Below are 23,066 nucleotides of genomic sequence, written 5' to 3'. Positions count from 1 at the left end.
CGCTCTTTAGTTGAAAAATAATCAATTGCGCCACAATTATTTACCACTTTACTCCCACGGTGAGGAAGTAACTGCGGCCGTCGGAGGGAAGAATACCGGGGCCGGGGTAGCCAGTGGCGCGGCGGGTAAAGTAAATGTTATTGGTCAGATTGTTCACGCTGCCCTCCAGTTTCAGCCAACGATGCTCCCATGACACAGAGGCATCCATGACTTGATAAGCCGGAATGCGGCCGACCACGGCCGAAACGCCACCGTCTGTGGCATTGGTGGCATCCGTGAACTGGTCGGAAAGGTAGGTGTACTGAAAGGATGCTTTTAGGGGGCCGTAGCCCGCTCGCGTGCCGGCTTTTAGGTTTAGGTTTGGCACAAACTCTACCTGGTTGCCCTTTACGCCAGCTATTTCGCTGGCCGTGTAGCGGCCGTGAATTAGGGCTACGTTGCCAAATGTCGACCACGACCACTGACCGGCCTGGGGCTGCCACAGGCGCAGCACATCGGCCTCGGCATAGGACTCTACACCCAGAATCAGGGCGCGGCCAATGTTGCCGCGGCGGCGCAGCACCCGGTCGTTCTCATCGTAGGTCTGCACTTCGCCAATGCGGTTGCCGTAGTTCAGGGCAAACAGGCTCACGTCGTAGGTGAGCCACTGGCCTTGCTCCCCGCGCAGGCCGGCGTCGGCCGAGAATCCGCGCTCATCCTGGAGGTTGGGGTCGATGACGGCCGAGGGGTTGGCGATGCGCATGTCGCTGAAGGTGATGGAGCGGTAGTTCTGCGAGATATTGGCGTAAAACTCGTGCTCTTCCTGGGGTTTGTAGCTCACCCCGACGCCTCCCAGCAGGAAGCCGCGCGGGCTGGTGCGCTGCTCATCCTGGCGCGTTACTTCCGAAATATTGCCGGCCAAATCCCGGTCGACTACGCCATAAAAGCCGTTGGCGCGGGTGCGGATATACTCGAAGCGCAAGCCGGGCGTAATCGAAACCTGGTCGTTGAGGTACAGAATGTTCTCGGCGAAGAGGGCGACGTTGTGGTTGGGAAAGCGGTAGTCGGAGTAGCTGGAAGTGGAAAGCGCGTCGGGCTCCACGAAGCGAAAATCGGCGCCTCGGCCGGCGGGGCCGAAGCCCTGAACGCTATGATTATAGCCCCGGTAGTAGCGCGTGCCCAGCAGAAGCACGCCATTTTTGCCCCCCAGAGTGTAGCGGTTGAGGTAGCGAGCTTCAAGACCAACGTTGCGGAAGTCGCCAGTAATCAGGTCGCGGCCCAGCTCGTTATCATCTTTGGTGTCGACACGGTTGGGCCGAAAACCCAAGGACTTGCGCGTGGCTAGCAGGCCGAAGGTGGTCAGGTTGAGGTTGGCGCGCTGGTTCAGCTTCCAGTCAGCCGAGACGTTGAACAGGTTCCAGTTCACCTCAAACCAGTTCCGCTCCCGGTTCGACTGGCGCGGGTCGCGGGCAAACTGCTGATCGCTCAGGCCGCCGGGTTGCTGTGCCAAGTAGTCCATGTGTGTTACTTGAGCGCCCACCTTGAAGTTTTCGGTGAACTGGTAGCGCAGGTCGGCGTAGGCGGTTTTGCTGTCGAAGTTGGAGTTGGGCCGCCATCCATCGCCGCGCTTGTACTGGGCAAAAGTGTAGTAGCTCAGCTTCTTTACCGTGCCGCTCACGCTGTTGAAGGAGTTAAAAAAACCGTAGGAACCCACAGTTTGCCGCGACGTAATGGCTACAGTCTTGTCAGTCTCAGGAGCGCGCAACTCAAAGTTGATTAGGCCTCCGAACTGAGTACCGTATTGCAAAGAAGCCGCTCCGCGCACCAACTGAATACGCTTGATGGCCTCGATGGGCGGCGTATAATAGCTTTCGGGGTAGCCCAAGGCATCAGCCGAGATGTCGTAGCCGTTCTGGCGCACGTTAAAGTTGGCCGTGCGGTTGGGGTCGAGGCCGCGCCCTCCGATACTTAATTGCAGGCCACCTTGGTCATTTTCCCAGATGTTGAGACCCGCCACGCGCGCGTACACCTGCCGAGCATTGTTGGTAGCCAGGTTAGCCACCAGGTTATCGGGGATAATCACTTCCGACTTTTTGGCCGCGAAAATGGCCGTTCCCTCCACTTCCCGCAGCCGAGTTTGCCCAAACCGGCTCTGGGGGGCAGATACTACTACTTCTTTCAGGGTCCGCTCGCGGCGCGCCAAGGTAAACTCCTGACGGCCCAAGTTTTCCGTCAGGCTTACTTCCACTCTGAGCGGCTCGTGGCTGATGGAGGAGAGCTGCAACTGCTGACGGCCCGGTGCCAGGTTAGGAACTGTAAACAAGCCGGCACTGTCGGTGCGGGCAATCTGGCGGGAGCCTTTCAGGTACACTTCGCAGCCCGCCACGGGCTGGCCGGTGCTGGCTTCCCGCACTAGGCCGCTGAGCGTGAGGCGTTGGGCCAGGGCAGGATGCTGGAACAGCACGCTAACCACGAGCAGCCAAAAACTATAAACCGCTAATCGCATCATCAAAAGGTAAAATCCAAGGCTTGGGCCGCCAAGTATCGGTTTCGCGGGCCAAGTCTACGGTGGAGTCGACATAAGATTTGCCCAGCCGTCCGTTCAGGCTCACGTAGGCGTCGGCGTACACCTGGGGGCGGCGAACGCCCTGGCGGGCGTAATAGTCGCGCAGGTAGTGAGCAAACTGCACCATCATGTCGGGCTGGGTAGACAGCATTTTTTCCTGCAACACGCTCAGATGCTCATCGTTGTTCACCAAGCGGGCCCGGCCCGTGGCGCTGTCCACGACTTTAAACTGCACTTGCCCCATTTTCTCCATAAGCATTACCCGCCACGAAAAACGGTAGCCTTCCTCGGTCCAGAATAGTTCATTGGGATAAAGCAGATAGCGAAACGGCAAGAGCAACTGCACCACAAAAAAGCCCCCCAACCCCAGAAGAAGAAGTTGGCGGGCCACCGGTCGGTACACCAGCGGCGCAGCGGCGCGGGGGGCAAAAGTGGGTAAGCGCAGCACGCGGCTCAGGAACCGCAAAGCCCGCTCGTGCGCTGCAGCCGGGAAAAAAATCAGGGCCGCCACTATCATCACGTACGGAAACATGCCAATGGGAAAAAGCACGGCCGTAAGCACATGAAACACGACCACGGCCGCGTAGGCGTAGGGCCGGGTGAAGCGGTTGAGCAGAAAAAACGGCACTGTCAGGTCGTAGAAAGCACCAAACCAACTGAAAGCGTAGGCCACCCAGGGGTAGCTGAACAGAAAGCCGAGCAGGGGCAGGTCGTTTTTGGCGGGCAGCCAGATGCGCAACGGCATGGCCTCAAGCAGCCAATCGGAGTTGAGCTTGGCCAAACCAGCATAGAAATACACGATGCCCAATAGCAGCCGCAGAGCATCCACGGTCCAGCGGGGCACCTGGTCGTGCCATCGGCGGGGGTGAAGGCGGGCATCCAGGGAAAAGTAGCAGCCCGCCGGCAGCACCATAAGCAGCAGGGCCACCAGACTCACAAAATAGTAGTGGTTCAGATAAGTGCTTTTGTCCATGAGCTCTATGTAAGTAAAGCTCAGAAACAGCCCGATGGCCGCCGCGCGGTACCACCAGCCCACGGCTACGAGCAAGGCGCACAGGCCACACACCGCAAAAAGCCCATACGTAAGCGGCCCCAGGGGCTTTATCCACTCAAAGCCATAATAGGAAAAGAAAAACTTGGGCTTCAGATACAGCTCCGCAATCCAACCCTTACTCCAGAAACGAACTACGCTGGCCAGTACCAGCAGGCCAAAAGCCAACCGGAACGTAGCCAGCGGAGCCGCTGAGGTGTAGGTATGCAAGTAGCGCTGCAGGTGGCGATCCAGCATTAGTCGCCGTCGTTGTCGACGTAAGTAACGGTGATACCCAGCGCCGAGGTCATATCTACTTTGATCATGCGGACAGCCTTCTGCATCTCATTATACGCGGCTACCGCGTCGGCATTGCGGGTGCGGATGGTGGCGTACAGGTCGGGGCTCAGGGAGCTTAGCTTCTGGTATGATACGCCGAGCTGAGCGTTAACCAAGTCGCTCAGGGTCTGGTTGGTGCGGCTGTCTTTGGCCCCCAGCGCATTGAGGTAAGCTTTCAGGGAAGGCTGACTGGCACTACGGCCGTTGAAAAACAGTTGAACCGCCGCGTGGGCCGTGGCAGCTAGCTGCACGGGCAGCTCTCCACGGAAATAATACGCTTCAATCTTATCGGGGGCGGGGTTACCCGTCATCGTACCGGCCGGGATACCTACTTTGCCCGCCCGCAGGTAGCGCTCAAAATACAGAGAGTAGGCATTGATTACCCGCGACAGGGAGCTGCTGGCGTCGGTGCCGACGTTGTTGATGAAGGTGTTGCGGTAAGAGCCATTCCACTCTCCGTACACCTTGCCGAACTTCTCATCCATTTTGGCCACCACATCCGTGAGGTAGCGGCGGTGATTGGCGGAGGCTACGTACTGCTGCACGATGGCCGCGTCATCGGCGGCCAGGCCGTTGAGCAGATAGTCCAAAGCCGGAAAGCCTTGCTGGGGAATGGCCGTGGCCAGGTCGAAGTTGTACGTGCCGGAGCTGATGTTCTGGCGGATGCCGACGGCATCGGTGGGGTAGATGTTGAAGTGGTTGCGCAGGCTCACGGTTTCGGCGGGGCCAAACTCAAACATTTCTACTTTCTGCCATTCCACATAAGCTTGCTGCCAGGCCTGACGGGCGTCCAGCAGGGTGGCCGTAGTGGGCGCGGCCGTGAAAGCGGTCGTCTTGGTTTTCAGGGCCGCCAACTTATCGTTGAAGCGCTGGTAGCCAGGTTTTACCAAGCTGTCGGCCCACTGGGTGAGTAGGGCTTTGCGGTCGGGCGTGGTGCCGGGGTTAGGTTCCGGGGTGCCGCTGCTGGGGTCTTTCTGGCAGCTGAGCATCACCAAGGCCATAAGCAGGATGGAGAGAGCGGAAATGAGCGTCTTTTTCATTGGACCGGTTATTATTGCCAAAACCGCCCTGAACAGCTTGCTGATCAGGGCGGTAGTTGTAGTCCGCTAGCGGGCGGACCTAAGACTATTGAATGCTAAACTTTGACTTAATGGCATTGATAGCGACATCGGCCTGGGCATTGGTCAGGCTCCAGGCACCCTGGCTGCCGGACAGCAAGCCATTGAGCAGGCCATCGGAGAAGGCCGCGTCGGCCCCGTATTTCGTGCAGAAGCGCAGGGAATAGATAAAGCCGAGTCCTTCGCCGAGGGCATGGGCTTTGGCAGGCAGATCGGGTAAGCTCTTCCAGTTGTTCAGGTAAGAAACTGCCGACAAGGCAATGGTCTTTTCGAGCTCCGTGCGGATTAGGTCGGCCTGGGCCTTCAGCGTAGCCTTGTCGTTGTTGACAATGGCGGCGCGGCCTTTCAGGAAAGCCATATATACGCCGGGCGAGGCCGGGCCGTTTTTCTCATTCAGGTAGCCGGCCAGGAAACGCTCCCGCGGCGTGACGTTGATGTCAGTGACCATAATGGCATTGGTGGTCATGTAGCCGTAGGCCATGTCCCAGTTGTGTTCCAGTTCCGTGTAGGGCTTGCCCTCAACGGTCTTGCTGTTGTTGGCGTTCAGCGCCTGGTCGGTCAGCAATACGTTGTCGATCTGATCAAGCAGCAAGGCTCCGATTAGTGCCTTCTGAATCACCTGATTTACCTCAACCCCTTTACCATCAACCAGGTAGCGGCCAAGGCGACCGGCGTTGCCGGGTGTGGCCGTATTGTTCACCGACTGGCTAGCCACCGCTAAAGCGGCCAGATTATTATCAATATAAGTGCGGACTGCCTCGGCGTTGGTTGTGGGGAAAGAGGCGGCCGTAGCAGTGCGCAGCTGCACCCCTGAGGAGTTTAGGGCCGCTGCCGAAAATGGGGCGCCCGTATTGCTGTAATAGTTGCGCAGGGTAGCGGCATCCAGAGTGGAGGGAGTAGCTGGCGCAGCTACGGCCACCTTGGCCATATAGGTATTCAGCTCCGAGAACATATCCAGGCGCACTGCTGCGGTGCCTAGGTCAACGGTCGATTGCCCGCTGGCATCCTTGAATGACTCGGTGTATTTAGAACTAGAGGTTAGCGTAGCAGCATCAATGCTTGTCCGCAAGGCTGGCGCCGTTTCGTTTTCATTTTTGTCACAAGCAGTAAAGCCAAAAGCTAGGGCGACTACTGCGGCAGCGTATTTAAACGACATGTTAGGTAAGGTACAGGTTAGGATTTGATGCTGCAAATATAGAGGTGTTATCTGGAATGCTTATAAATAGCCATCCCTTTTTTAGAAATTTTCTAAAGAGTGAGATGCTAATCCCGAAAAGCAATTGATTAACAAGCAGCGAACCGAGTTCTCCAGTTGAGCTACTCAAGGAGAAAATGCTGAGTATTGGCTTAACGGGGCATATATGAAGGGGCAGCCAGTTGGCTGAACAGCTGCCCTTTAAACAATCACCAAAAAATGCCCCCCAAGGATCGGTTGGGCTCTACCTGCTAAACAACAGCCTGCGCTACGGGCGCCAACTCAAATACTTCGGCCAGCAATTCATAGGAACGCAGCCTGTCAGCAAAGTCGTAGGTGATGGTTACGGCGGTAATTTCCTCTACTCCATAAGATGCGGCCAGTGCGGTAAGTTGGGCGTGTACTTGCTCGGGTGTGCCGCTTACCATGCGCTGCCGATGATACGTGAGACGAGCACGCAGCTCGGGCGTAAGCGGGTAATCGCGCACGGTATCGTAAGAACCGATAGAGGTTCGGTCGCCGGTTTCGAGCTTCAGCATTTGTAGGGCCAGCGATTCTGCCAGTTCGGTGGCTTTTGCTTCCGTATCGGCGCACAGCACGAAAAGGGCCACCGTAGCACGCGGCGCGGCCAACTCATCCGACGGCCGGAAACGCTCCTTGTACAGCCGCACCATGTCAGGGCCTCCGACGGGATTGATGAAATGGGCAAACGAGAACGAAGCTCCCAAATGCGCCGCAAACAGCCCGCTTTGCCCGCTGGAGCTGAGCAGCCACAGCTCCGGCATGGTGGTAGCAAAAGGCGCGGCCTTCACTTTTTCATGAACGGTGTTAGGTGTTACCTCATCGCGCAGGAAACCCCGCAGATCCATGAGCTGGTCTACAAAATCTTCATCGCGGAAGGTGTTTTGGGAATTAAGCACATGGGCCGTGAGGCGGTCGGTGCCGGGCGCGCGGCCAATACCTAAGTCAATGCGGCCGGGGTAAAGCGTTTCGAGCAGGCGAAAGTTTTCGGCCACCTTCAAGGCGCTATAGTGGGGCAGCATTACACCACCGGAGCCCAAGCGAATATGCTGAGTTTCAGCCCCCAAGCGTCCTAAAAGAACCTCGGGAGTTGAGCCGGCCAGCGTACCGGTATTATGATGCTCCGACACCCAGAAGCGGGTGTAGCCCAGTTGATCGGTGAGGCGAGCGAGCTGTATCGTTTCTTCAAGCGCCTGGCGGGCCGTGCCGCCCTGCCGAACGGGAGACTGGTCGAGGACGCTGAGGCGAAGTGTATTGGTCATGATGCGAGTTTGTATAGCCTTGTAACGGATGCTATAACCCCAAGGCGACTCATCATGTTCAGTCTATACCGTTTGGTTGGCCTGCTGCGCAGCTACTCGGCGGCTACGGCCACGGGTTGGCTGATGGCGTTGCTCTTGCGCAGCGGCAACTCTGGAATAAACAATGTTGCTACCCACCCAGCCATTACCAATAATAAGGTACAGAGATAGATACGGGAAATAGAGTGCGTAAAGGCTGCCCGAACAGCCGGTGTAGAATTGCCGGCAACCTCAGCCAGGCCGGGGGGTAAACTGGGTCCTTCCGTGACGCTTACCTCTGTAGATGTGGCCGGCCCGGCAAGCGTGGCAGGCAACGACTGAGCTAAATTGAAGGTAAGTATCGCGCCGAGCCCAGCCGCGGCAATAGCGCCGCCAATCTGCCGGAAAAACTGGCTGGCCGATGTTGCCTGACCCAGCAAACGGGGCTCGATGGCATTCTGTACCGCCAGCGTATAAAGCGGCATGCTAGGCCCAAGCCCTAAGCCGCAGAGTACGACGTAAAACACTACCTGATAGTAAGTTACGTCGGCGGACATGTTGGCCAGCAGACCTAGCCCGATCATCAGCACTACGCCGCCGCCCAGCATCCAGCGCTTGTAGTGGCCGAAGCGCGACACCATTTGGCCCGCCAGCATGGAGCCTGTTACTACTCCCAACGAGAGCGGAATAAGGCTAACTCCCGCCTGCGTAGCGGTCGTGCCCAGCACGTTCACCATGAATAAGGGTTCGAAAATAATAATGCTCAAAAAAGCCCCCCCGAGGAGAAACAGCGCCAGATTGGCCGTCCGAAACACCTTATTGTCGAACAGCGAGAAGTCGAGAATGGGGTTGGCGGCGCGGCGTGACCGAACCACGAACAGCGTAAGCGCCGCCAGGGCCAAGGCAAAAAGGCCCAGCGTAGTCGGCGAGGTCCAGCCGTACACGGCTTTATTCAGCTGCAACGCTATTACCAACGGCCCTAGTCCCAGCATCAGCAGTATGGCGGCCAGATAGTCGAGGGGCTGCTGCTCCCCACGGGGGCGTAAGGCTGGCATCCGGGACAGGATAAACCACAAGGCCAGGGCCCCCAGCGGGATGTTGACATAAAAAACCAGGCGCCAGCCTTCTACGCCCGGCAGCAGTCCGTCGCCGTGGTCGGTTAAAAGGCCCCCCAGAAAGGGTCCCAGCACCGACGATAAGCCAAACGTGGCTCCCACAAAGCCCTGGTACTTACCGCGTTCGGCGGGCGGAAATAAGTCAGCAATGATGATGAAGGCCATGGCAAACAGTCCGGCTCCGCCAAGACCCTGAATGGCCCGGAAGATGATCAGCTGACTCATACCATCGCCGAGTAGGGGCAAGGTGCCGAATTCGCCCGCCAGTCCGCACAATGCCGAGCCAAACAAGAACACCAGAACAGCCGTGACCTCAATGGTGCGCCGCGAGTACATATCGGCCAGCTTGCCATAAATGGGCACCAGGGCTGTGCTGGCCACTAAGTAAGCGGTAGCAACCCACGTAAAACGATCGAGGCCGTGCAGGTCGCCCACGATGCGCGGCAGGGCTGTGGCCACAATGGTTTGGTCGAGGGAGCCCAGGAAAAGGGCCAGCAGCACACCGGCCAAAGTCATCAGCTTGGTGCGTTGGGTAAGCGAGTCAGTCATATTCAAACGGGTCGGACTGAGGTACGCGGTATCCGGCGCTTAGTTGGAATCAGGCAGCAACTGCCGCCGGATATGATCGGAAATTCAACTCTAAAGTTGCCACAATACATGAAGCAGAGCGTGCTCACGCCACAAATGTTTTGGATAAATAAGAAACAGCCAACCCAGCAAACTACCTTCGCCGGCATTATTCAAAAAAGCCCCCCAGATGACGCTCACCCTGGCCTTACTGTGTTTTTTTGCCTTTCTGGCTGGTTTCGTGGATTCGATGGTGGGCGGCGGCGGCCTGATTCAGCTGCCGGCTATGTTGCTGCTGCTCAAAGGCGTGCCCGTGCCTGTTGTATTCGGAACGGGGAAAGTGTCATCGTTGGCGGGCACGGCCACGGCTCTGTGGCGCTACTCGGGGCGGGTGCCTATGCAGTGGCGCAGCGTGGGCGCGGCAGCAATTACGGCCGGCTTGTTTTCTTTCGCCGGCGCACGGGTGGTAAGTCTGCTGCCCAGCGAGCTGCTGCGGCCGTTGGTGCTGGGCTTGTTGGTTGTGATTGCCGCGTATACGTTCTGGCGCAAAGATTTTGGTGCAATTCACGCCCCGCGTCTTACGCCCAGCCGCGAAACGCTCTACGGCGTGCTGGTAGGCGCGATTCTGGGTTTCTACGACGGTTTTTTTGGCCCCGGTACGGGCAGTTTGCTGCTGTTTGCCTTCGTGGGGCTGTTTGGCTACGACTTTCTCACCGCTTCGGCTTCGGCCAAACTGGTGAACGTGGCCACCAACCTCACCAGTCTGCTTTACTTTGCCTTCACCGACCAGATTCTCTATCACATTGCCCTGCCCATGGCCGCCTGCAATATGCTGGGCTCTACGCTCGGGGCCCGCATGGCTTTAAAGCAAGGTACTGGCTTCGTGCGCGTGCTGTTTCTGGTGGTCGTCTGCGGCATCATTTTGAAGCTGGCGTACGATACGTTTGGCCACGCAGCTTAATCTCAGATTTGCTTAAGAACCTCAGCATCAATTCGCTGTCATCAACATTAGTGCGCCTTATCTTGGCAAAAACATCTATGATTCTTCGATTCTATCCTCTGATTCTGGGAACATTATTATTGGTTGGCTGTGATAACACTTCCACCGCCTCTGATGCCGTACAATCACAAATGGGTAGCGCTGGTGCTATTGATTCAGCCTCGGCTCGCACGTATCGGTTACGGCTCACGCAATTAGGCGCCGCCGATCAGCAAGACAGGCAGGAGTTTATGACTACGCTGCGTCAATACGGTCCGGGCTCAACTCAGTTCGCTACTGTCCGCCGCCAGATGGAACACCAGGATTCAGTGCGCTTGCGGGAGTTTTTGGCACTTGAAAAACGCTATGGCTGGCCACAGAAAAGCCAGGTAGGGGCCGAAGGCGTAGGATACGCCTATCTGTTAATCCAGCATTCGCCGGAACAGATTCAGGTTAGCTACCAGTCTAAAATTCAGGCTTCTTACGAGCGCGGGGAGCTCTCCGGAGCTGATTATGCGACGTATCTGGATCGGATGCTTGGGTATCAGGGGAAGCCGCAACGCTATGGTACTCAATACGCTATCCGGGTATTATCGAATGGTCGGGAAGAAAGCTATCTGCTGCCCATTGAGGACCTTTCGCAGGTCGATGAGCGCCGCGAAACCGTGCAGCTAGAGCCTCTGCTGCCCCAGCTCGTGCCCGGAACGCTGGTTTTCAAGCCGGGAATGAAGTGATGTGCTTCTGAAATATATAGTTCTAGATTCAAAGCATAAAAAAGCCCCCCAGAAACTCTCTGGGGGGCTTTTTTGCTTGCAAGAAAGTGTTTAGTCCTGATTGCTGGGCAGGCCGGGCACCGGATTGCCTTGGGCGGCACTTGTGTTCGGAACGCCCATCTTCTCTTCGCGCTTGCGCTGATAGCGATTAAACTGCTCCGGCGACAACACGTCTTTCAACGCGGCCAGCCGCGACTGGCCAATGTCTTCCACGATGCCGTTTAGCTTTCGCAAGTCGGTGCGGTAGCGCAGGCGGGCGGTTTCCACGTTGCGCACGCTGGTCAGGTTTATCTGATTCACTTTTACGACTTGCGGCGGCGTGAGGCCCAGCGCCTGGCGCATATTATCGGTGAGCGCTTTGGCGCGGGCCTCCACTTTATCGGCAGGGGGAGTGGGGGCCGCGGCGCTTGGCTTGGCGGGAACTGCCGCTTTCGGTTTGGCAGCTGCTGAGGCGGCAGCTTTGGGCTTGGCGGCGGTTTGGGCCTGCGTAAGGCCTGGAGCCAGAGTCAGGAGAAGGAAGGCAGAAAAAAAGGAAATCTTCATGTCGGAAAGTATAGATCGGTAGCCGAAAAATGGCCCCCGGTGCAAAGATGGGTCAGAAAATTAGAGCTGGAAACAAGCTTATCAGCACGTAAATATGGTGCCAGAAAGGAGCAACAGGCTTATAACGCAAACCAGCAGGTATTTATGCCAGAGTGAAGCAAAAAAAGCCCCCCAGCCAGCGTAACCTTTCCTGCGGCATTCCATACTAGAAAGCATGAAGCAAAAAAATCAACCTAAATGGCTGGCTTTGGCTGGCATGGGCGCCGTGGTAGCCGCTGCGGCGCTGTGGTCTAACCGCCGCGGCTCATACGAGTTGGCGGGCCGCGTGGTCCTGATCACGGGTGGCTCGCGCGGACTGGGCTTGGTGCTGGCCCGCCAGGCCGTAGCCGAAGGCGCCAAAGTAGCCATCTGTGCCCGCGACGCCGAAGAGTTGGAGCGCGCCCGCCAGGAGTTGGCCGCCGGCGGCACCGAAGTAGTAGCCTTGCAGCGCGACCTCACCGATCCGGAGGCCGTTCGTTCCCTCATTGCCGAGGTGCAGGAGCAGCTGGGCTTTATCGATGTGCTTATCAACAATGCCGGCATCATCACCGCCGGCCCCCTCGACCACATGGAGCTGCGCGAGTACCAGGATTCGATGGACACGCACTTCTGGGCGCCGCTACACGCCATGCAGGCCGTATTGCCGGCTATGCGCCGCCGGGGTGAGGGCCGCATTATCAACATAGCCTCCGTGGGGGGCAAAGTTCCGATTCCGCACCTAGCCCCGTACTGCGCCAGCAAGTTTGCGCTGGTTGGCCTCTCCGAAAGCTTCCGCATTGAGCTGAAGCAGCACGGCATTCTGGTCACTACCATTTGCCCCAACCTGCTGCGTACGGGCAGCGCCCGCCATGCCATTGTGAAGGGCAAGCACAAGGAAGAGTACGCCACCTTCGTCGTGGCCGACTCTCTGCCGGTGCTGACGCTGGATGCCGAAGCCGCCGCCCGCCGCATCTGGAGCGCCTGCCGCCGCGGCGATGCTGAAGTGATAGTTGGCACGCCGGCCAAGCTGCTCGCGGGTTTGCACGGCCTGATTCCCGGCACCACCACCGATCTGCTGAGCCTGGTAAATCGTGCCTTGCCGGGCGAAAACGGCGAATTGGGCGACGAGCGCCGCCACGGCTACGAAAGCGAATCAGCCGTTAGCCGCTCCTGGGTAACAACGCTCACGCGCAAAGCTGAAAAGGAGAATAATGAGCTTACGAGTGATGAGTAGCCATTATTAAATAGCGCTAAGATGTAGAGACGCAACATCTTGCGTCTCTACATCATAACTCTGCTCTTTTTTTGCAACTGAGTCATTTGCCAAAAATCTGATCAAGAAGCAGATAACGGGCGCGATTCTGCTCGGGTTCGGCTTTCGTCGTAACGTCGATGCGCAGAACCTGCGCGTTGCCGCCGGCTTTTGCGGCCGGCCAGGTGGGCAATCCGTTACCATTCGGATTGCCGTTTTTGATGAAGTTGGCAAAATAGCTCTGCATCGTTTCCGATACTTTGTAGTCGTCCGGCGTCCAGGCGTACACTTTGTTGGTGGCCAGGTTGCCGAGGGCGTACTCAATCTCGGCGGAGTGCGAGGCTCCCTTTGCGGCGGGCTCGTTGCCTGCGGTTGGGTTCATGGCCGGGCGGGGGCGAGCGTAGAGGTAGCGATACACGGGCTGCCCACCGGTTTGGCCGTGCATATCGGCCCATTTCCAGGTGCTGTAGGCAATAAATCGGTCGCCGGCCAAGTCGGTGGCCGCCTGTTCCGCTTCCTGCGCGGTAGTGGCCGGGTAAAGCTTCAGCACCTCCTCGGCGCGCTCACCGTAGAATTTCTGCACCGCACTCCGAAAGTTTTCGGGCGTGGCGGGCTCCTTTCCGAGCAGAAAAGGAGCGCTCATTTCCTGCGAGTTCCACCCCACGAGCAACGGCACGCGCGCTTGCTGGCCAGCGGCAAACGTAGCCGTGGGCAATTGGGTGAAAAAGTAGCCATCGATGGCAGGAGCGAAGCGCGGCACGCCGGGCTTGCTGGCCGCTTCCAATAGCTGCTGGGCCGGCAACGCCCGCAAAGCGGCCAGCGAAGCCGCCCCAATGCTGGCAGCAAAAGCAGCCCCGTTTTTCTCGGCTTCGGCTAAAGGCAGTGGCCCAAAGCTGGTATTGAGCATAGAGCCGCTTTCGCCGATTGCTCTGGCAAACAATGCTTTAGATAGGGGCGATGCCATCTGCGCGCTCACCGACATTGAGCCCGCCGACTCTCCGGCAATGGTTACCTTATTAGGGTCGCCGCCAAAGGCCGCAATATTCTGCTGTACCCAGCGCAACGCCGCATTCTGGTCCAGAAAACCATAGTTGCCGGATGCCTTGTGCGGTGATTCTTTGGATAGCTCCGGATGAGCCATAAAGCCGAAAATGCCCAGCCTGTAGTTTACCGTTACGGCCACGATACCGCGCCGGGCCATGCTTTCGCCATCGTAGCGCGGCTCCGAGCCGTCGCCTGCAATAAAGCCGCCACCGTAGAAGTACACCAGCACCGGTAGCTTCGCCGCCGCCGATTTGGCCGGCGTCCACACATTCAGGTACAGACAATCCTCGCTTACCCCATCGGAGCGAAAGTTCATGTCGCTGTAAATGGGCAATTGCATTGCCTGGGGGGCAAATTTTTTGGCTTGGCGCACGCCTGTCCAGCTTTTTACCGGTTGAGGCTCCCGCCACCGCAACTCTCCAACGGGCGGCGCAGCAAACGGCACGCCCTTAAATTCACGGATTCCGCTGGCCGTGGTGGCTCCTTCCAGCAACCCATTCGCTGTCTGCACGCGGTTGGATATGATGGCTGTGGTGGGCTTTTTCGCCTGACCAAAAGCGGTAGGCAAGCCTGCCAGAGCAAGGAGCGTGAGCAGCAGTATCGTTTTCATAGGTAGTTGAGAGTGTGGTTCTTTATGCACTAGTTCATAATGGAATACGTCTGGCTTACGGTCGTAGTAGCCTGGCGCTTTACTTAAAGCAGGAAATCCTGTTTTTGCCGCTGCCATATTAGTACGACTACCGCCACTTTTCTATCGGAATTCTGGAATGCCGTGGCGTACCTCGGCACCTCATGGCCGACCGCTATGTGCAATGTTAGTTTATGGCCCTTTCTGGAGCCTGACCGAAGCACAGGCCGTAGCCGTTGGGAAGGTACGGGTTGAGCGGCCGGATCATGCACGGGAACCTCATTTTATCGTTGCCAGCAGCAACGCCTTCCCAATCATCCACAAAAAAGCCCCCCAAAACCAGTTCCGGGGGGCTTTTTTTAGCTAAACAACCTGGCAGCGCGGACACACATACGTTGCTCGTCCGCCCACGTAGCTTTTGTCAATCAGCGTTTTGGGGTGGCGGGGGCAAAACTTGTGCAGCTCCGAGCCCGGCGTGGCGGAGTCGTCCCACTCGCGGGCGTGAATGAGGAAAGAAGCCGGAAAGTGGCGGTAGGTGGCCTCATGCTGAATGGCTGTTTGCAGCACCAGCTGAATGGCAACACTTAAGGCGTTGAATTCTTTGTCCGTCAGCGAGTTGGCAATTCGCTCGGGATGAAGCTTCGCCTGGAACAACACTTCATCTACAATCCAATTGCCCAAGCCCGCCGTGATACGCTGATCGAGAAGGAGGGGCTTGAGAATGGTTTTTTTGCCCCCCAGGGCTTGCTTGAGATAATCGGCGCTGACGTCGAGGGCATCCGGGCCGAGCTTTTTGGCTTTTTGGTACGCTTCTACGCTAGCAGCCAGACGGATGCGCCCGAACTTGCGAGGGTCGATGAAAGCCACGCGCAGGCCGTCGGCCAAATGCAGGGCTACGCGAGTGAAGCGGGGCGCGTCGTGGTCGTCGCGGTAGGCGCCTACGTCGCCGGTCATGCCGAAGTGCAGGGCCAGTACGGCACCGTCGTTCAGCTCCAGAAAGCAGTTTTTGCCGATGCGGCGAGTGGCAGCTACCTGCCGGCCGACCACGCCTTGGCGTAGCGTGTCTTCGTCGGTGCCCAGCACGTGCGCGTCACGCACTTCGAACGCAGTAATCGGTTGATGGAGAATAATATCGTCGAGAAAGCGACGGTAGGTTTCTACTTCGGGTAGTTCGGGCACTGAGGTAGCGGCTTAGGAAGAATAAGAATCGAAAAATGCCCTTGGGGGCATTTTTCAGAAGGAAGTTTAATCCCGTATTCCTAACCAAATTCCCTCTCCGAAGTTCAGTCAATAGCAAGCGCTTTAACGCAGCAGAGACGCAATAATATGCGCCTCTGCGTTGAACGGCCGGCATTACTAAACAACATCAGCAGCGACGAGACGCAAGTATGCATCTCCACACCGTTCGAAGGGCTAAAGGTCTGCCTTAAATTCGCATGGTGCCTACGGCCACCACTACGGCTGTGCCACCAATCTGCACCATCTCAATGGATTCATGCGAGCCCCGGACACTGACTTGCACGGTGCCGGGCCGATCGAGCCAATGACCCTGCTCGGCCACAAAATTGAGCGTATCGAGGTAGCGATAGTGCCACAGATAAGCTGCCATGCCACCCGTGGCGGAGCCCGTAACGGGATCTTCGATGGTATCCGGGGGCACGCCGAAGTGGCGGGCGAAAGTGTGGCCGGCTTTTGTAGCGCCCCCCAGACAGAACAAATGGGGACTAAAGAAGTCGCTGGAGGCGCGGTACTTACGGAATGCAGCCGGCTCGGGGGGAGTGGCGCGGCGCAGGGCGTCGTGGTTGCGCAGCAGCACCATAAGCTGCGGTGTGCCGGTACTCACCGTCTGGATAAGAGCGCCGGGGTAAAGGTCGTCGGGGGTGAGGCCAAAGAAGGGCATTACCACTTCTGGATCGTGCACGGCACCAAATACCGGGCGGCGCTGGGTCATCACGACGTGCGTCGGTTTTTGCCCCCCAGGGGCCAGTACATCAATCTGAATCGGGCCTTCCTGCAACTCCATTTGCAGAGTGGTATGGATGCCCGCCAATGGCAGTCGGCCCGCATAAATAAGGGCCGTGACGGCGGCAATGGTAGGGTGGCCCGCCAGCGGCAATTCTTCAGCCGGAGTAAAGTAGCGCAGCCCAAAATCGGCCGTAGCTGAGTGGCGCACAAATACTGTTTCCGATTGGTTGAACTCGCGGGCTACCTTCTGCATGGTTTCCGGGGAAAGTTCATCAGCATCAAACACCACCGCACACGGATTGCCGCTTAGCGCTGTTTGGGTAAAAGCATCAACAAGCAAAAAGGGGTAAGAAACGGGCATAGGCGCGGCAAGAACGGAACCTCTAAGGTAGGAAGAGTACGGGGAGTTAGATATAAAAAAAAGCTAATTCCCCGGGGGAGGAATTAGCTTTAGACAAAAACTCAACCAATACTTACGAAGGGTCGGAGAGGCGGCCCACCTGCTCGCCGTCGGTGTCATATACGCCGCCATTAGCGCTTACATATAAGCGGCGCTGCTGCCCATCAGTGAGTACATAGGGAAATGTGCGGCTGCTGGAGCGGGTGAGGCGACCGACTACCTCAGCCGAGCGGCTGTTGCGCCCCAGGCGCACTACACTCAGCCGATCCGTGAGATAGTACTGCTCGTCGGGGTTATCGCGGAAGGTAATTTTGCCAATCACGCTGACCGTATTGCTGGCCGTATGCACCGGAGTAGAAGGCGGGGTGCGCTGGGTTAAAACGGCCGGAGCAGCAGAAGGAGCAGAAGCGTTTCTGCTGGCTGCAATCTGCCCGTTGGCGCGCTGCCAGCCCTCGCCAATGGCTTTGAGGCGGGTAGGGCGGCCAGGGTGCGTGGCCGAAGCCTGATCGTCGGCAATGACGGCCATGGCAGCCTGAGCCTGGGCTAAGCTAGCGCCCATTTTGCGCAGCACGAACCCCGAAAACTCATCGGCCTCCAACTCATCGGTGGGGTTGCTGCCGCCGGCACGCAGGGTGTGGCCATTGAGGTGGTGCCCCATCTCGTGGGCAAGGATGCTAATGCCAGCCCAGTCGGTGCGGCCCGCTTGGTTCACGGCACCCACAAACTGCGGGTTGTATAGCAAGTAGCGCTGCCCGTTGTAGACGACAGCCGCCGCATTCTGCACATCCGATGTGGAGCGCAGCTCGAAGCGGGGCTTCAATCCGACCACATCCGTGATTTCGCGCAGCACGTCGCGCTGGCCGCCATTACTCGATTGGGCGGAAGCTGCGTTACCAGATAAAAAAAGCCCCCCAGCAAGCAACAGGCCTGCAAAACGGCGGAAGATGCGGTTGGTTTTCATAGACAAAGTTTGATAAAGTTGACGCTTTACAAAGGCAACTTTCCGGCCAGAGGCACAAAGCAGTCAGCTTGTCAGCGGTTCGAAATCATAACGTCGTCTGGGGGGCTTTTCGTTTGAAAAACGTAGAAAAAGTAAAATTTAGTTGTCGAGCTATAAGGCGGTTACGTGAGAGAAGCCTATAGTACGCATATCATCATTAGCAAGGCCGTTGTCATAAATGAGGCGATCATGCAGAGGCAGAGCCGAAGCATCTCGCGTGAGTGGGATTAGTAATCCCGCATCAGCACGCGAGATGCTTCGCTGCGCTCTGCATGACGGTATTTATTAGTTACATACTTGAATGATTAATCTGTGTTCTAAGATTACGCTAATGCCGGGATGCCTTCGGTGGGTGTAGAGGTTGTGCGTTCGCCAATCTGCTGACGCCACATGGCGTAATACAATCCTTTGGTAGCCAGCAGTTCGGCGTGGCGGCCTTGCTCTGCGATGCGGCCGCGCTCCAGCACATAAATGCGGTCGGCGTGAAGCACGGTGCTCAGGCGGTGGGCAATGAGAATAGTAATGTGCTGGCGCGAGCCCGATAGCTCCCGCACGGTCTGGCTGATTTCTTCTTCGGTGAGTGAATCGAGGGAAGAGGTAGCTTCGTCGAAAACCAGCAGAGTTGGGCGGCGCAACAGGGCCCTGGCGATGCTCAGGCGCTGCTTTTCGCCCCCCGACACCTTCACGCCGCCTTCCCCAATAACGGTGTCCAGACCTTGCGGAGCGCGGGCCAGCAGCGAGTCGGCGGCGGCTTGGTGCAGGGCGCGCACGCACTCTTCGTCGGTGGCCTGGGGCGCCACAAACAGGAGGTTTTCGCGGATGGTGCCAGCGAAAAGCTGAGTATCCTGCGTTACAAATCCGATCTGTTCGCGCAATTGGTCGAGGTCCAGTTCGGTACCGGGCAAGTCGTTATATAAGATCTGACCGCTGGCGGGCGGATAAAGGCCCACGAGCAGCTTCACCAGCGTGGTTTTGCCTGAGCCAGAAGGCCCCACGAACGCAATGGTTTCACCGAGCTTGGTATCGAAGGAAATACCATCCAGCGCCGCGTTATTGGCCGATAAATGCTGAAACCGGACATCAGCAAATCGGAGCGTCTGGATTTGCTCAATGCGTTTTGGGTTGGTGGGCTTCACTTCCTTGGGCGTGTCCAGAATCTGCTGGTAGTTAGCCAGCGAAGCCTCCGTTTCGCGATAGATATTGATGATGTTGCCCAACTCCTGCAACGGGCCAAAAATGAAGAACGAATAAATAAAGAGCGAGAAAAACTCGCCCACCGTAATGCGCCCGTTCACCACCAGAAACAGCATAAGCAGCAGAATGCCATTGCGCAGCAGATTCACGAACGTGCCCTGAATAAACGATAAAGAGCGGATGTAGCGCACCTTCTTCAGCTCCAGCTTCAGAATCTTATCGGTGGTGGCATTGAGGCGCAGCGTTTCCTGCTGACCTAGCCCGAGGCTTTTGACCAGCTCAATGTTGCGCAGGCTCTCGGTGGTAGCCCCAGCCAAGGCGGTGGTTTCGGCCACGATGGTCTTCTGTATTACCTTGATTTTCTTGCTCAATACAGAGCTCAGAATACCCAGCAGCGGAATGGTGAGAAAGTACACCGGGGCAATAACCCAGTACACCGTAATGGCATATACGACCACGAAAATAATGCCCACCAGCGAGGTAAACAGCACGTTTACAAAGCTTTGAATCAGCTTCTCCACGTCGGAGCGCACCTTCTGAAGCTTGCCCAGAGTCTCCCCCGAGCGTTGATCTTCGAATACCTGATAAGGCAGCTCCAACGAGTGGCGAAGACCATCGGAATACAGCTGAGCGCCCAGGCGCTGGGTGATGACGTTGACGTAGTAATCCTGGAAGTTTTTGGCGATGCGCGACACCATAGCCACGCCCATTGCGGCCAGAATCAGCAGGCCTGCCCCCCGGATAAAAGTGCTTGGATTGATGTCGTGCAGCTCGCCGCCGGGCTGCACCACGTACTGGTCAATGATTTTGCGAAAAATCCAGGGGTCGAGGAGGGAGAAGATCTGGTTGACGGCCGCCAGCGCTAAGGCCAAGGCCAATAAGCCTCGATATTGGCGCAGATATGAGTAGAGTAGGCGCATGGGAGGGGGAGAGTTATGACAGAAAAGCCTCGAGCCTGCGTAGAAGTTTAAGAAAAGCCTCAGGCAATACCCAATTTACTCCCAATTTCCGCCTAAAGCCCGCACCAGCTGTACGGTATAGCGCAGCTGATTAGCCTGCGTCTGAACCCGCTGGCGGGCCGCATTCAGCGTAATGCGGTCGGCATCGACCACTTGAAAATAATCGGCCAGACCGCGGCGGTAGCGCTCCAGGGTGAGGCGCCCCGCCTGACGGGCGGCCGTGAGGGCGCGCTGCTGAGCGGCCAGCTGAGCAGCGGTTTGCTGCACATCGGCCAGCGCCGTTTCCACTTCCTTAAAAGCCACCAGGGCCCTCTGACGATATTCGGCCGCCTGCGCATCGTAGCGAGCCTGCGCAATCTGTTGGTTGGCCCGCAAGCGGCCGCCGTTGAAAACCGGAATCGAAATGCCGCCGCCCAGGTAGTAGGTGTAGTTGTCCGAAATCCGGGGCAAATCACGCAGGTCGGCGGCCTGGGGCCCAATGAAGCCGTTGAGGAGCAGTGTAGGCAGGCGGGCGAGGCGGGCCGCATCCAGGCGCGAGTCGGTGGCGGCAAGCAGGCGCTCAGCCTGTAGCAGGTCGGGGCGGGTAGTGAGCAGCGCGGCCGGAACGGAAGCCGGAACCTGGGGGGCATTTAGAGGCCCGCGCCGGGGCGCCAACGTAAACGCGCTGGCGGTTTGGCCGGTGACGGTGGCCAAGGCGGCTTCAAGCCCTTTGCGCTGGCGCTGCGCCTCAAACAAGCTGGCCTCCACGGTGGCCAATTCGGTTTCGGCACGGCGCACGGCTATCTCATTGTCGACGCCGGCGGTAAAGCGGGCGTTGGTAAGGGCCAGACTTTGCCGCCGAGCCAGCAGCGTGCTGTCGAGCACGGCCAGCTCCGCATCGAGGCCGCGAATGCCGAAGTAGTAGGTAGCCCCATCGGCCGTGAGGCTGAGCTGCACGGTGCGTAGCTCGGCTTCGCTGGCCTCCGATTCGGCCCTGGCGGCTTGCACACCACGGCGCAAACGGCCCCATACATCTACCTCATAACTCACATTGAGCGGCACATAATACTGCGTTTGGGTAATGCCGTTGGTTGGGGTGGCACCACCATTTTCGCCCCCCAGGGCAAAGGGCACGGGCCGCAAACCGGAGAGGCGGGTGATATAGGCCTGCGGATCGAGCGTGACTTCGGGCTGGCGCGTGGACGTGGCTACCCGGATGGCAGCGCGGGCTTCATCAACGCGGGCCACCGCAGATTTGAGGCTAAAATTGCCCCCCAGCGTCTGTTCAGCCAGCTTGGTCAGTTCGGGGTCATTAAACACCGTCCACCAGGCTGGTATGGCTGGCTGCTGGGCCACGGTGGCGGGTGCTGGAGCTGGCAGCGGCGCGGCGGCGGCCTGGGGGGCATTTTTCCAGGCGGGGGGAGAAGCTACGTCGGGGGCCTGGTAGCGCGGGGCGCGGGTGCAGCCGGCCAAGCTACTGAGTAACAGTAACGTCAGAAGGTAACAGCTATATGAGTAGAGCAGGGGCCTCATGCAGAATGGACAGGAAAAAGGTATGAACCCAGGCAGGCGGTTACTTATCTGATTTCTTATCGGCGGGCGTTTCCACGCGGGGCCGGTCGGGGTCGTAGGGGCGCTCGGGCGCTTTGGGCTTTGACTGGCTACCGGGTTTCTCGTCTTCTTTCTTGGGCTTACGGGCCTCTACCTGTTGGCCGTCGCGCAGACTTTCGATAGGATTCACAACCAGCATTTCTCCACCTTTCAACCCCTTTGTTACTTCTATCTGGTCGCCAAAATCCCGGCCGGGTACGATTGTCTGGTACCGAATCTTATTGTTGGCGACCACCACCACGCGTGGCTCGATGCCGCTAGGCACCAAGGCATTAGCTGATATGACAACGCTGGGCCGGGTGCGCGGCAGCTGAAACCGAACCTGCGCAAACATGCCGGGCCGCAGCAGCTTATCAGTGTTGGGTACCTGTACCTGGGTGAGCAGGGTGCGCGTTTCCTCGTTCAGCGCCCCCGCATCGCGGGCTACGCGGCCGGCGAAGGTGCGGTTGGGATATTCGGGCACCAAAATCTCGGTTGTCATGCCGGGCTCGATGCCGGGAACAAAGTTCTGGGGAATGTTGACGAAGGCGCGCAGGGTGTCCGTCTGCTCAATCTTGAAGAGCTGGGTGCCCTCCGCGTTGCTGGCTGATACCAAGGACCCGACCTCCACGTTTCGCTGGGTAACAATACCCCCAAATGGGGCCGTAACCCGCCGGAACCCTTGCTGCGCGAGCAACCCGTTGAGCACCGCTTGCTGGGCTTCGTATTGGGCGCGACCTTCATCCAGCTCCTGCTGCGAAATGGCCCCCGGCAGCTCAATACTGCGTAGCCGCTCGAAGCTAGTGCGCGCCAGGTTAAGACTGGCCCGCGCCTGCGCTACCTGTTGGTCGAGCTCGGGAGTGGAGAGCAGCGCCAAAATCTGGCCGCGCTTTACGCGGGCGCCGATATCTGTGTACCAGGTTTTTACAAAGCCATTGGCACGGGCAAATACAAAGGTCTCGCGGTTGGAGCGGGTGTCGGCGGGCAGCTCTACGCGGGTGGTGTCGGGGGCGGCAGCAGCAGGCTCCACGGTTACGATGGTCAGCGCGTTGGCGTCTTTTTCGGCTTGTTCTTTCCGCTTTTTGTCTTTGCTCAGGCGTGGTAATAAACCAGTCAGCAGCAAGGCCCCAAACACGGCCCCGATGCCGAGCATGATCAGCCAGATGCGGCGCTTTTTCTTGCCGGGAGGCTTTTTTTCGTGGTCTTCCTCATCCGAATCGTGTGGTTCTGCCTGCTTATCATCCTTCAACTCACTCGCTTCTTTTTTGCCATCTTCCGCTTTGGGGCTGGGCGGCGAAGACCTCTTCCAATCTCCCTCCGACGGTGCCTGGGGGGCTTTTTTACCCTCAAACGTGTCGACTGGCTCCGCCTGCTGTTGAACGTTTTTAGGCCGATTATCCTGGTCAGAGTCCGCAGTTGGCTCGTCGGGGCGCGGGTCGTCCTTGGGCGGGTCTTTATAGTCGTCGGAGATAATAGCCATAGGGGCGGAGAGCGTTATTTGAAGCGGCGAGCTTCAGGTATCATGATAAGTG

General features: G+C 57.9%; 17 protein-coding genes. 3 read left to right on the top strand and 14 right to left on the bottom strand.

What is annotated here, in order from left to right:
* Positions 1–40: 40 nt before the first annotated feature.
* The 6 genes from IEW06_RS17315 to IEW06_RS17290 all read right to left on the bottom strand — a co-directional run bounded on the left by IEW06_RS17315 (position 41) and on the right by IEW06_RS17290 (position 9,192).
* Entirely contained in the window at positions 41–2,488 is a 2,448-nt protein-coding gene (locus IEW06_RS17315) for a TonB-dependent receptor domain-containing protein (RefSeq protein WP_188548654.1), read from the bottom strand.
* A complete protein-coding gene (locus IEW06_RS17310; RefSeq protein ID WP_188548653.1) occupies positions 2,466–3,833 on the bottom strand; it encodes an HTTM domain-containing protein in 1,368 nt (455 codons plus the stop codon). The genes IEW06_RS17315 and IEW06_RS17310 overlap by 23 nt, the downstream gene beginning before the upstream one ends.
* Positions 3,833–4,954 carry an imelysin family protein gene (locus tag IEW06_RS17305; RefSeq protein ID WP_188548652.1) on the bottom strand — a complete coding sequence of 374 codons (1,122 nt, stop codon included), beginning with the start codon at positions 4,952–4,954 and terminating at the stop codon, positions 3,833–3,835. The genes IEW06_RS17310 and IEW06_RS17305 overlap by 1 nt, the downstream gene beginning before the upstream one ends.
* Before the next feature lie 85 nt (positions 4,955–5,039).
* Complete coding sequence (locus IEW06_RS17300) at positions 5,040–6,188, bottom strand: DUF4856 domain-containing protein (protein WP_187731601.1); 1,149 nt, start codon at positions 6,186–6,188, stop codon at positions 5,040–5,042.
* A gap of 290 nt (positions 6,189–6,478) precedes the next feature.
* Complete coding sequence (locus IEW06_RS17295; RefSeq protein ID WP_187731602.1) at positions 6,479–7,510, bottom strand: LLM class flavin-dependent oxidoreductase; 1,032 nt, start codon at positions 7,508–7,510, stop codon at positions 6,479–6,481.
* Positions 7,511–7,602: 92 nt separating this feature from the next.
* Positions 7,603–9,192, bottom strand: coding sequence for an MDR family MFS transporter (locus IEW06_RS17290; protein WP_223284465.1), 1,590 nt, complete (start codon positions 9,190–9,192; stop codon positions 7,603–7,605).
* A 208-nt stretch (positions 9,193–9,400) separates the two neighbouring features.
* On the opposite strand from IEW06_RS17290, the gene IEW06_RS17285 reads away from it, so the two are divergent.
* Positions 9,401–10,171, top strand: a complete 771-nt coding sequence (locus IEW06_RS17285) for a sulfite exporter TauE/SafE family protein (RefSeq protein WP_187734289.1) — start codon at positions 9,401–9,403, stop codon at positions 10,169–10,171.
* Positions 10,172–10,248: 77 nt separating this feature from the next.
* Positions 10,249–10,923, top strand: a complete 675-nt coding sequence (locus IEW06_RS17280; protein ID WP_187731603.1) for a DUF6624 domain-containing protein — start codon at positions 10,249–10,251, stop codon at positions 10,921–10,923.
* Between the two features lie 90 nt (positions 10,924–11,013).
* Here the strand turns inward: IEW06_RS17280 and IEW06_RS17275 are convergent, their stop codons facing one another.
* Positions 11,014–11,505, bottom strand: a complete 492-nt coding sequence (locus IEW06_RS17275; RefSeq protein ID WP_187731604.1) for a hypothetical protein — start codon at positions 11,503–11,505, stop codon at positions 11,014–11,016.
* Between the two features lie 214 nt (positions 11,506–11,719).
* Between IEW06_RS17275 and IEW06_RS17270 the strand changes: the two genes are divergently transcribed.
* Positions 11,720–12,757 (top strand): SDR family NAD(P)-dependent oxidoreductase, encoded by a 1,038-nt coding sequence (locus IEW06_RS17270; RefSeq protein WP_188548651.1) that lies wholly within the window; start codon positions 11,720–11,722, stop codon positions 12,755–12,757.
* A gap of 82 nt (positions 12,758–12,839) precedes the next feature.
* Here the strand turns inward: IEW06_RS17270 and IEW06_RS17265 are convergent, their stop codons facing one another.
* The 7 genes from IEW06_RS17265 to IEW06_RS17235 all read right to left on the bottom strand — a co-directional run bounded on the left by IEW06_RS17265 (position 12,840) and on the right by IEW06_RS17235 (position 23,014).
* The gene (locus IEW06_RS17265) at positions 12,840–14,429 is read right to left on the bottom strand and encodes a carboxylesterase/lipase family protein (protein WP_187731605.1); all 1,590 of its coding nucleotides are present in this window, start codon (positions 14,427–14,429) and stop codon (positions 12,840–12,842) included.
* Positions 14,430–14,810: 381 nt separating this feature from the next.
* Entirely contained in the window at positions 14,811–15,626 is an 816-nt protein-coding gene (gene mutM, locus IEW06_RS17260) for a DNA-formamidopyrimidine glycosylase (RefSeq protein WP_187731606.1), read from the bottom strand.
* Between the two features lie 247 nt (positions 15,627–15,873).
* On the bottom strand, positions 15,874–16,773 hold the full coding sequence (locus tag IEW06_RS17255; RefSeq protein WP_187731607.1) for a PhzF family phenazine biosynthesis protein: 900 nt from the start codon (positions 16,771–16,773) through the stop codon (positions 15,874–15,876).
* 112 nt (positions 16,774–16,885) lie between these two features.
* Positions 16,886–17,773 (bottom strand): M48 family metalloprotease, encoded by an 888-nt coding sequence (locus IEW06_RS17250; protein ID WP_188548650.1) that lies wholly within the window; start codon positions 17,771–17,773, stop codon positions 16,886–16,888.
* A gap of 362 nt (positions 17,774–18,135) precedes the next feature.
* Positions 18,136–19,926, bottom strand: coding sequence for an ABC transporter ATP-binding protein (locus IEW06_RS17245; protein WP_188548649.1), 1,791 nt, complete (start codon positions 19,924–19,926; stop codon positions 18,136–18,138).
* Between the two features lie 75 nt (positions 19,927–20,001).
* Positions 20,002–21,417 carry an efflux transporter outer membrane subunit gene (locus IEW06_RS17240; protein WP_188548648.1) on the bottom strand — a complete coding sequence of 472 codons (1,416 nt, stop codon included), beginning with the start codon at positions 21,415–21,417 and terminating at the stop codon, positions 20,002–20,004.
* A 100-nt stretch (positions 21,418–21,517) separates the two neighbouring features.
* Positions 21,518–23,014 (bottom strand): efflux RND transporter periplasmic adaptor subunit, encoded by a 1,497-nt coding sequence (locus IEW06_RS17235; RefSeq protein WP_188548647.1) that lies wholly within the window; start codon positions 23,012–23,014, stop codon positions 21,518–21,520.
* Positions 23,015–23,066: the final 52 nt, after the last annotated feature.

Origin of the sequence: Hymenobacter qilianensis (assembly GCF_014638675.1) — a bacterium.
GTDB lineage: Bacteria > Bacteroidota > Bacteroidia > Cytophagales > Hymenobacteraceae > Hymenobacter > Hymenobacter qilianensis.
Note: the sequence above shows the minus strand (reverse complement) of the source record. Positions and strands in the feature narration are given on the sequence as shown.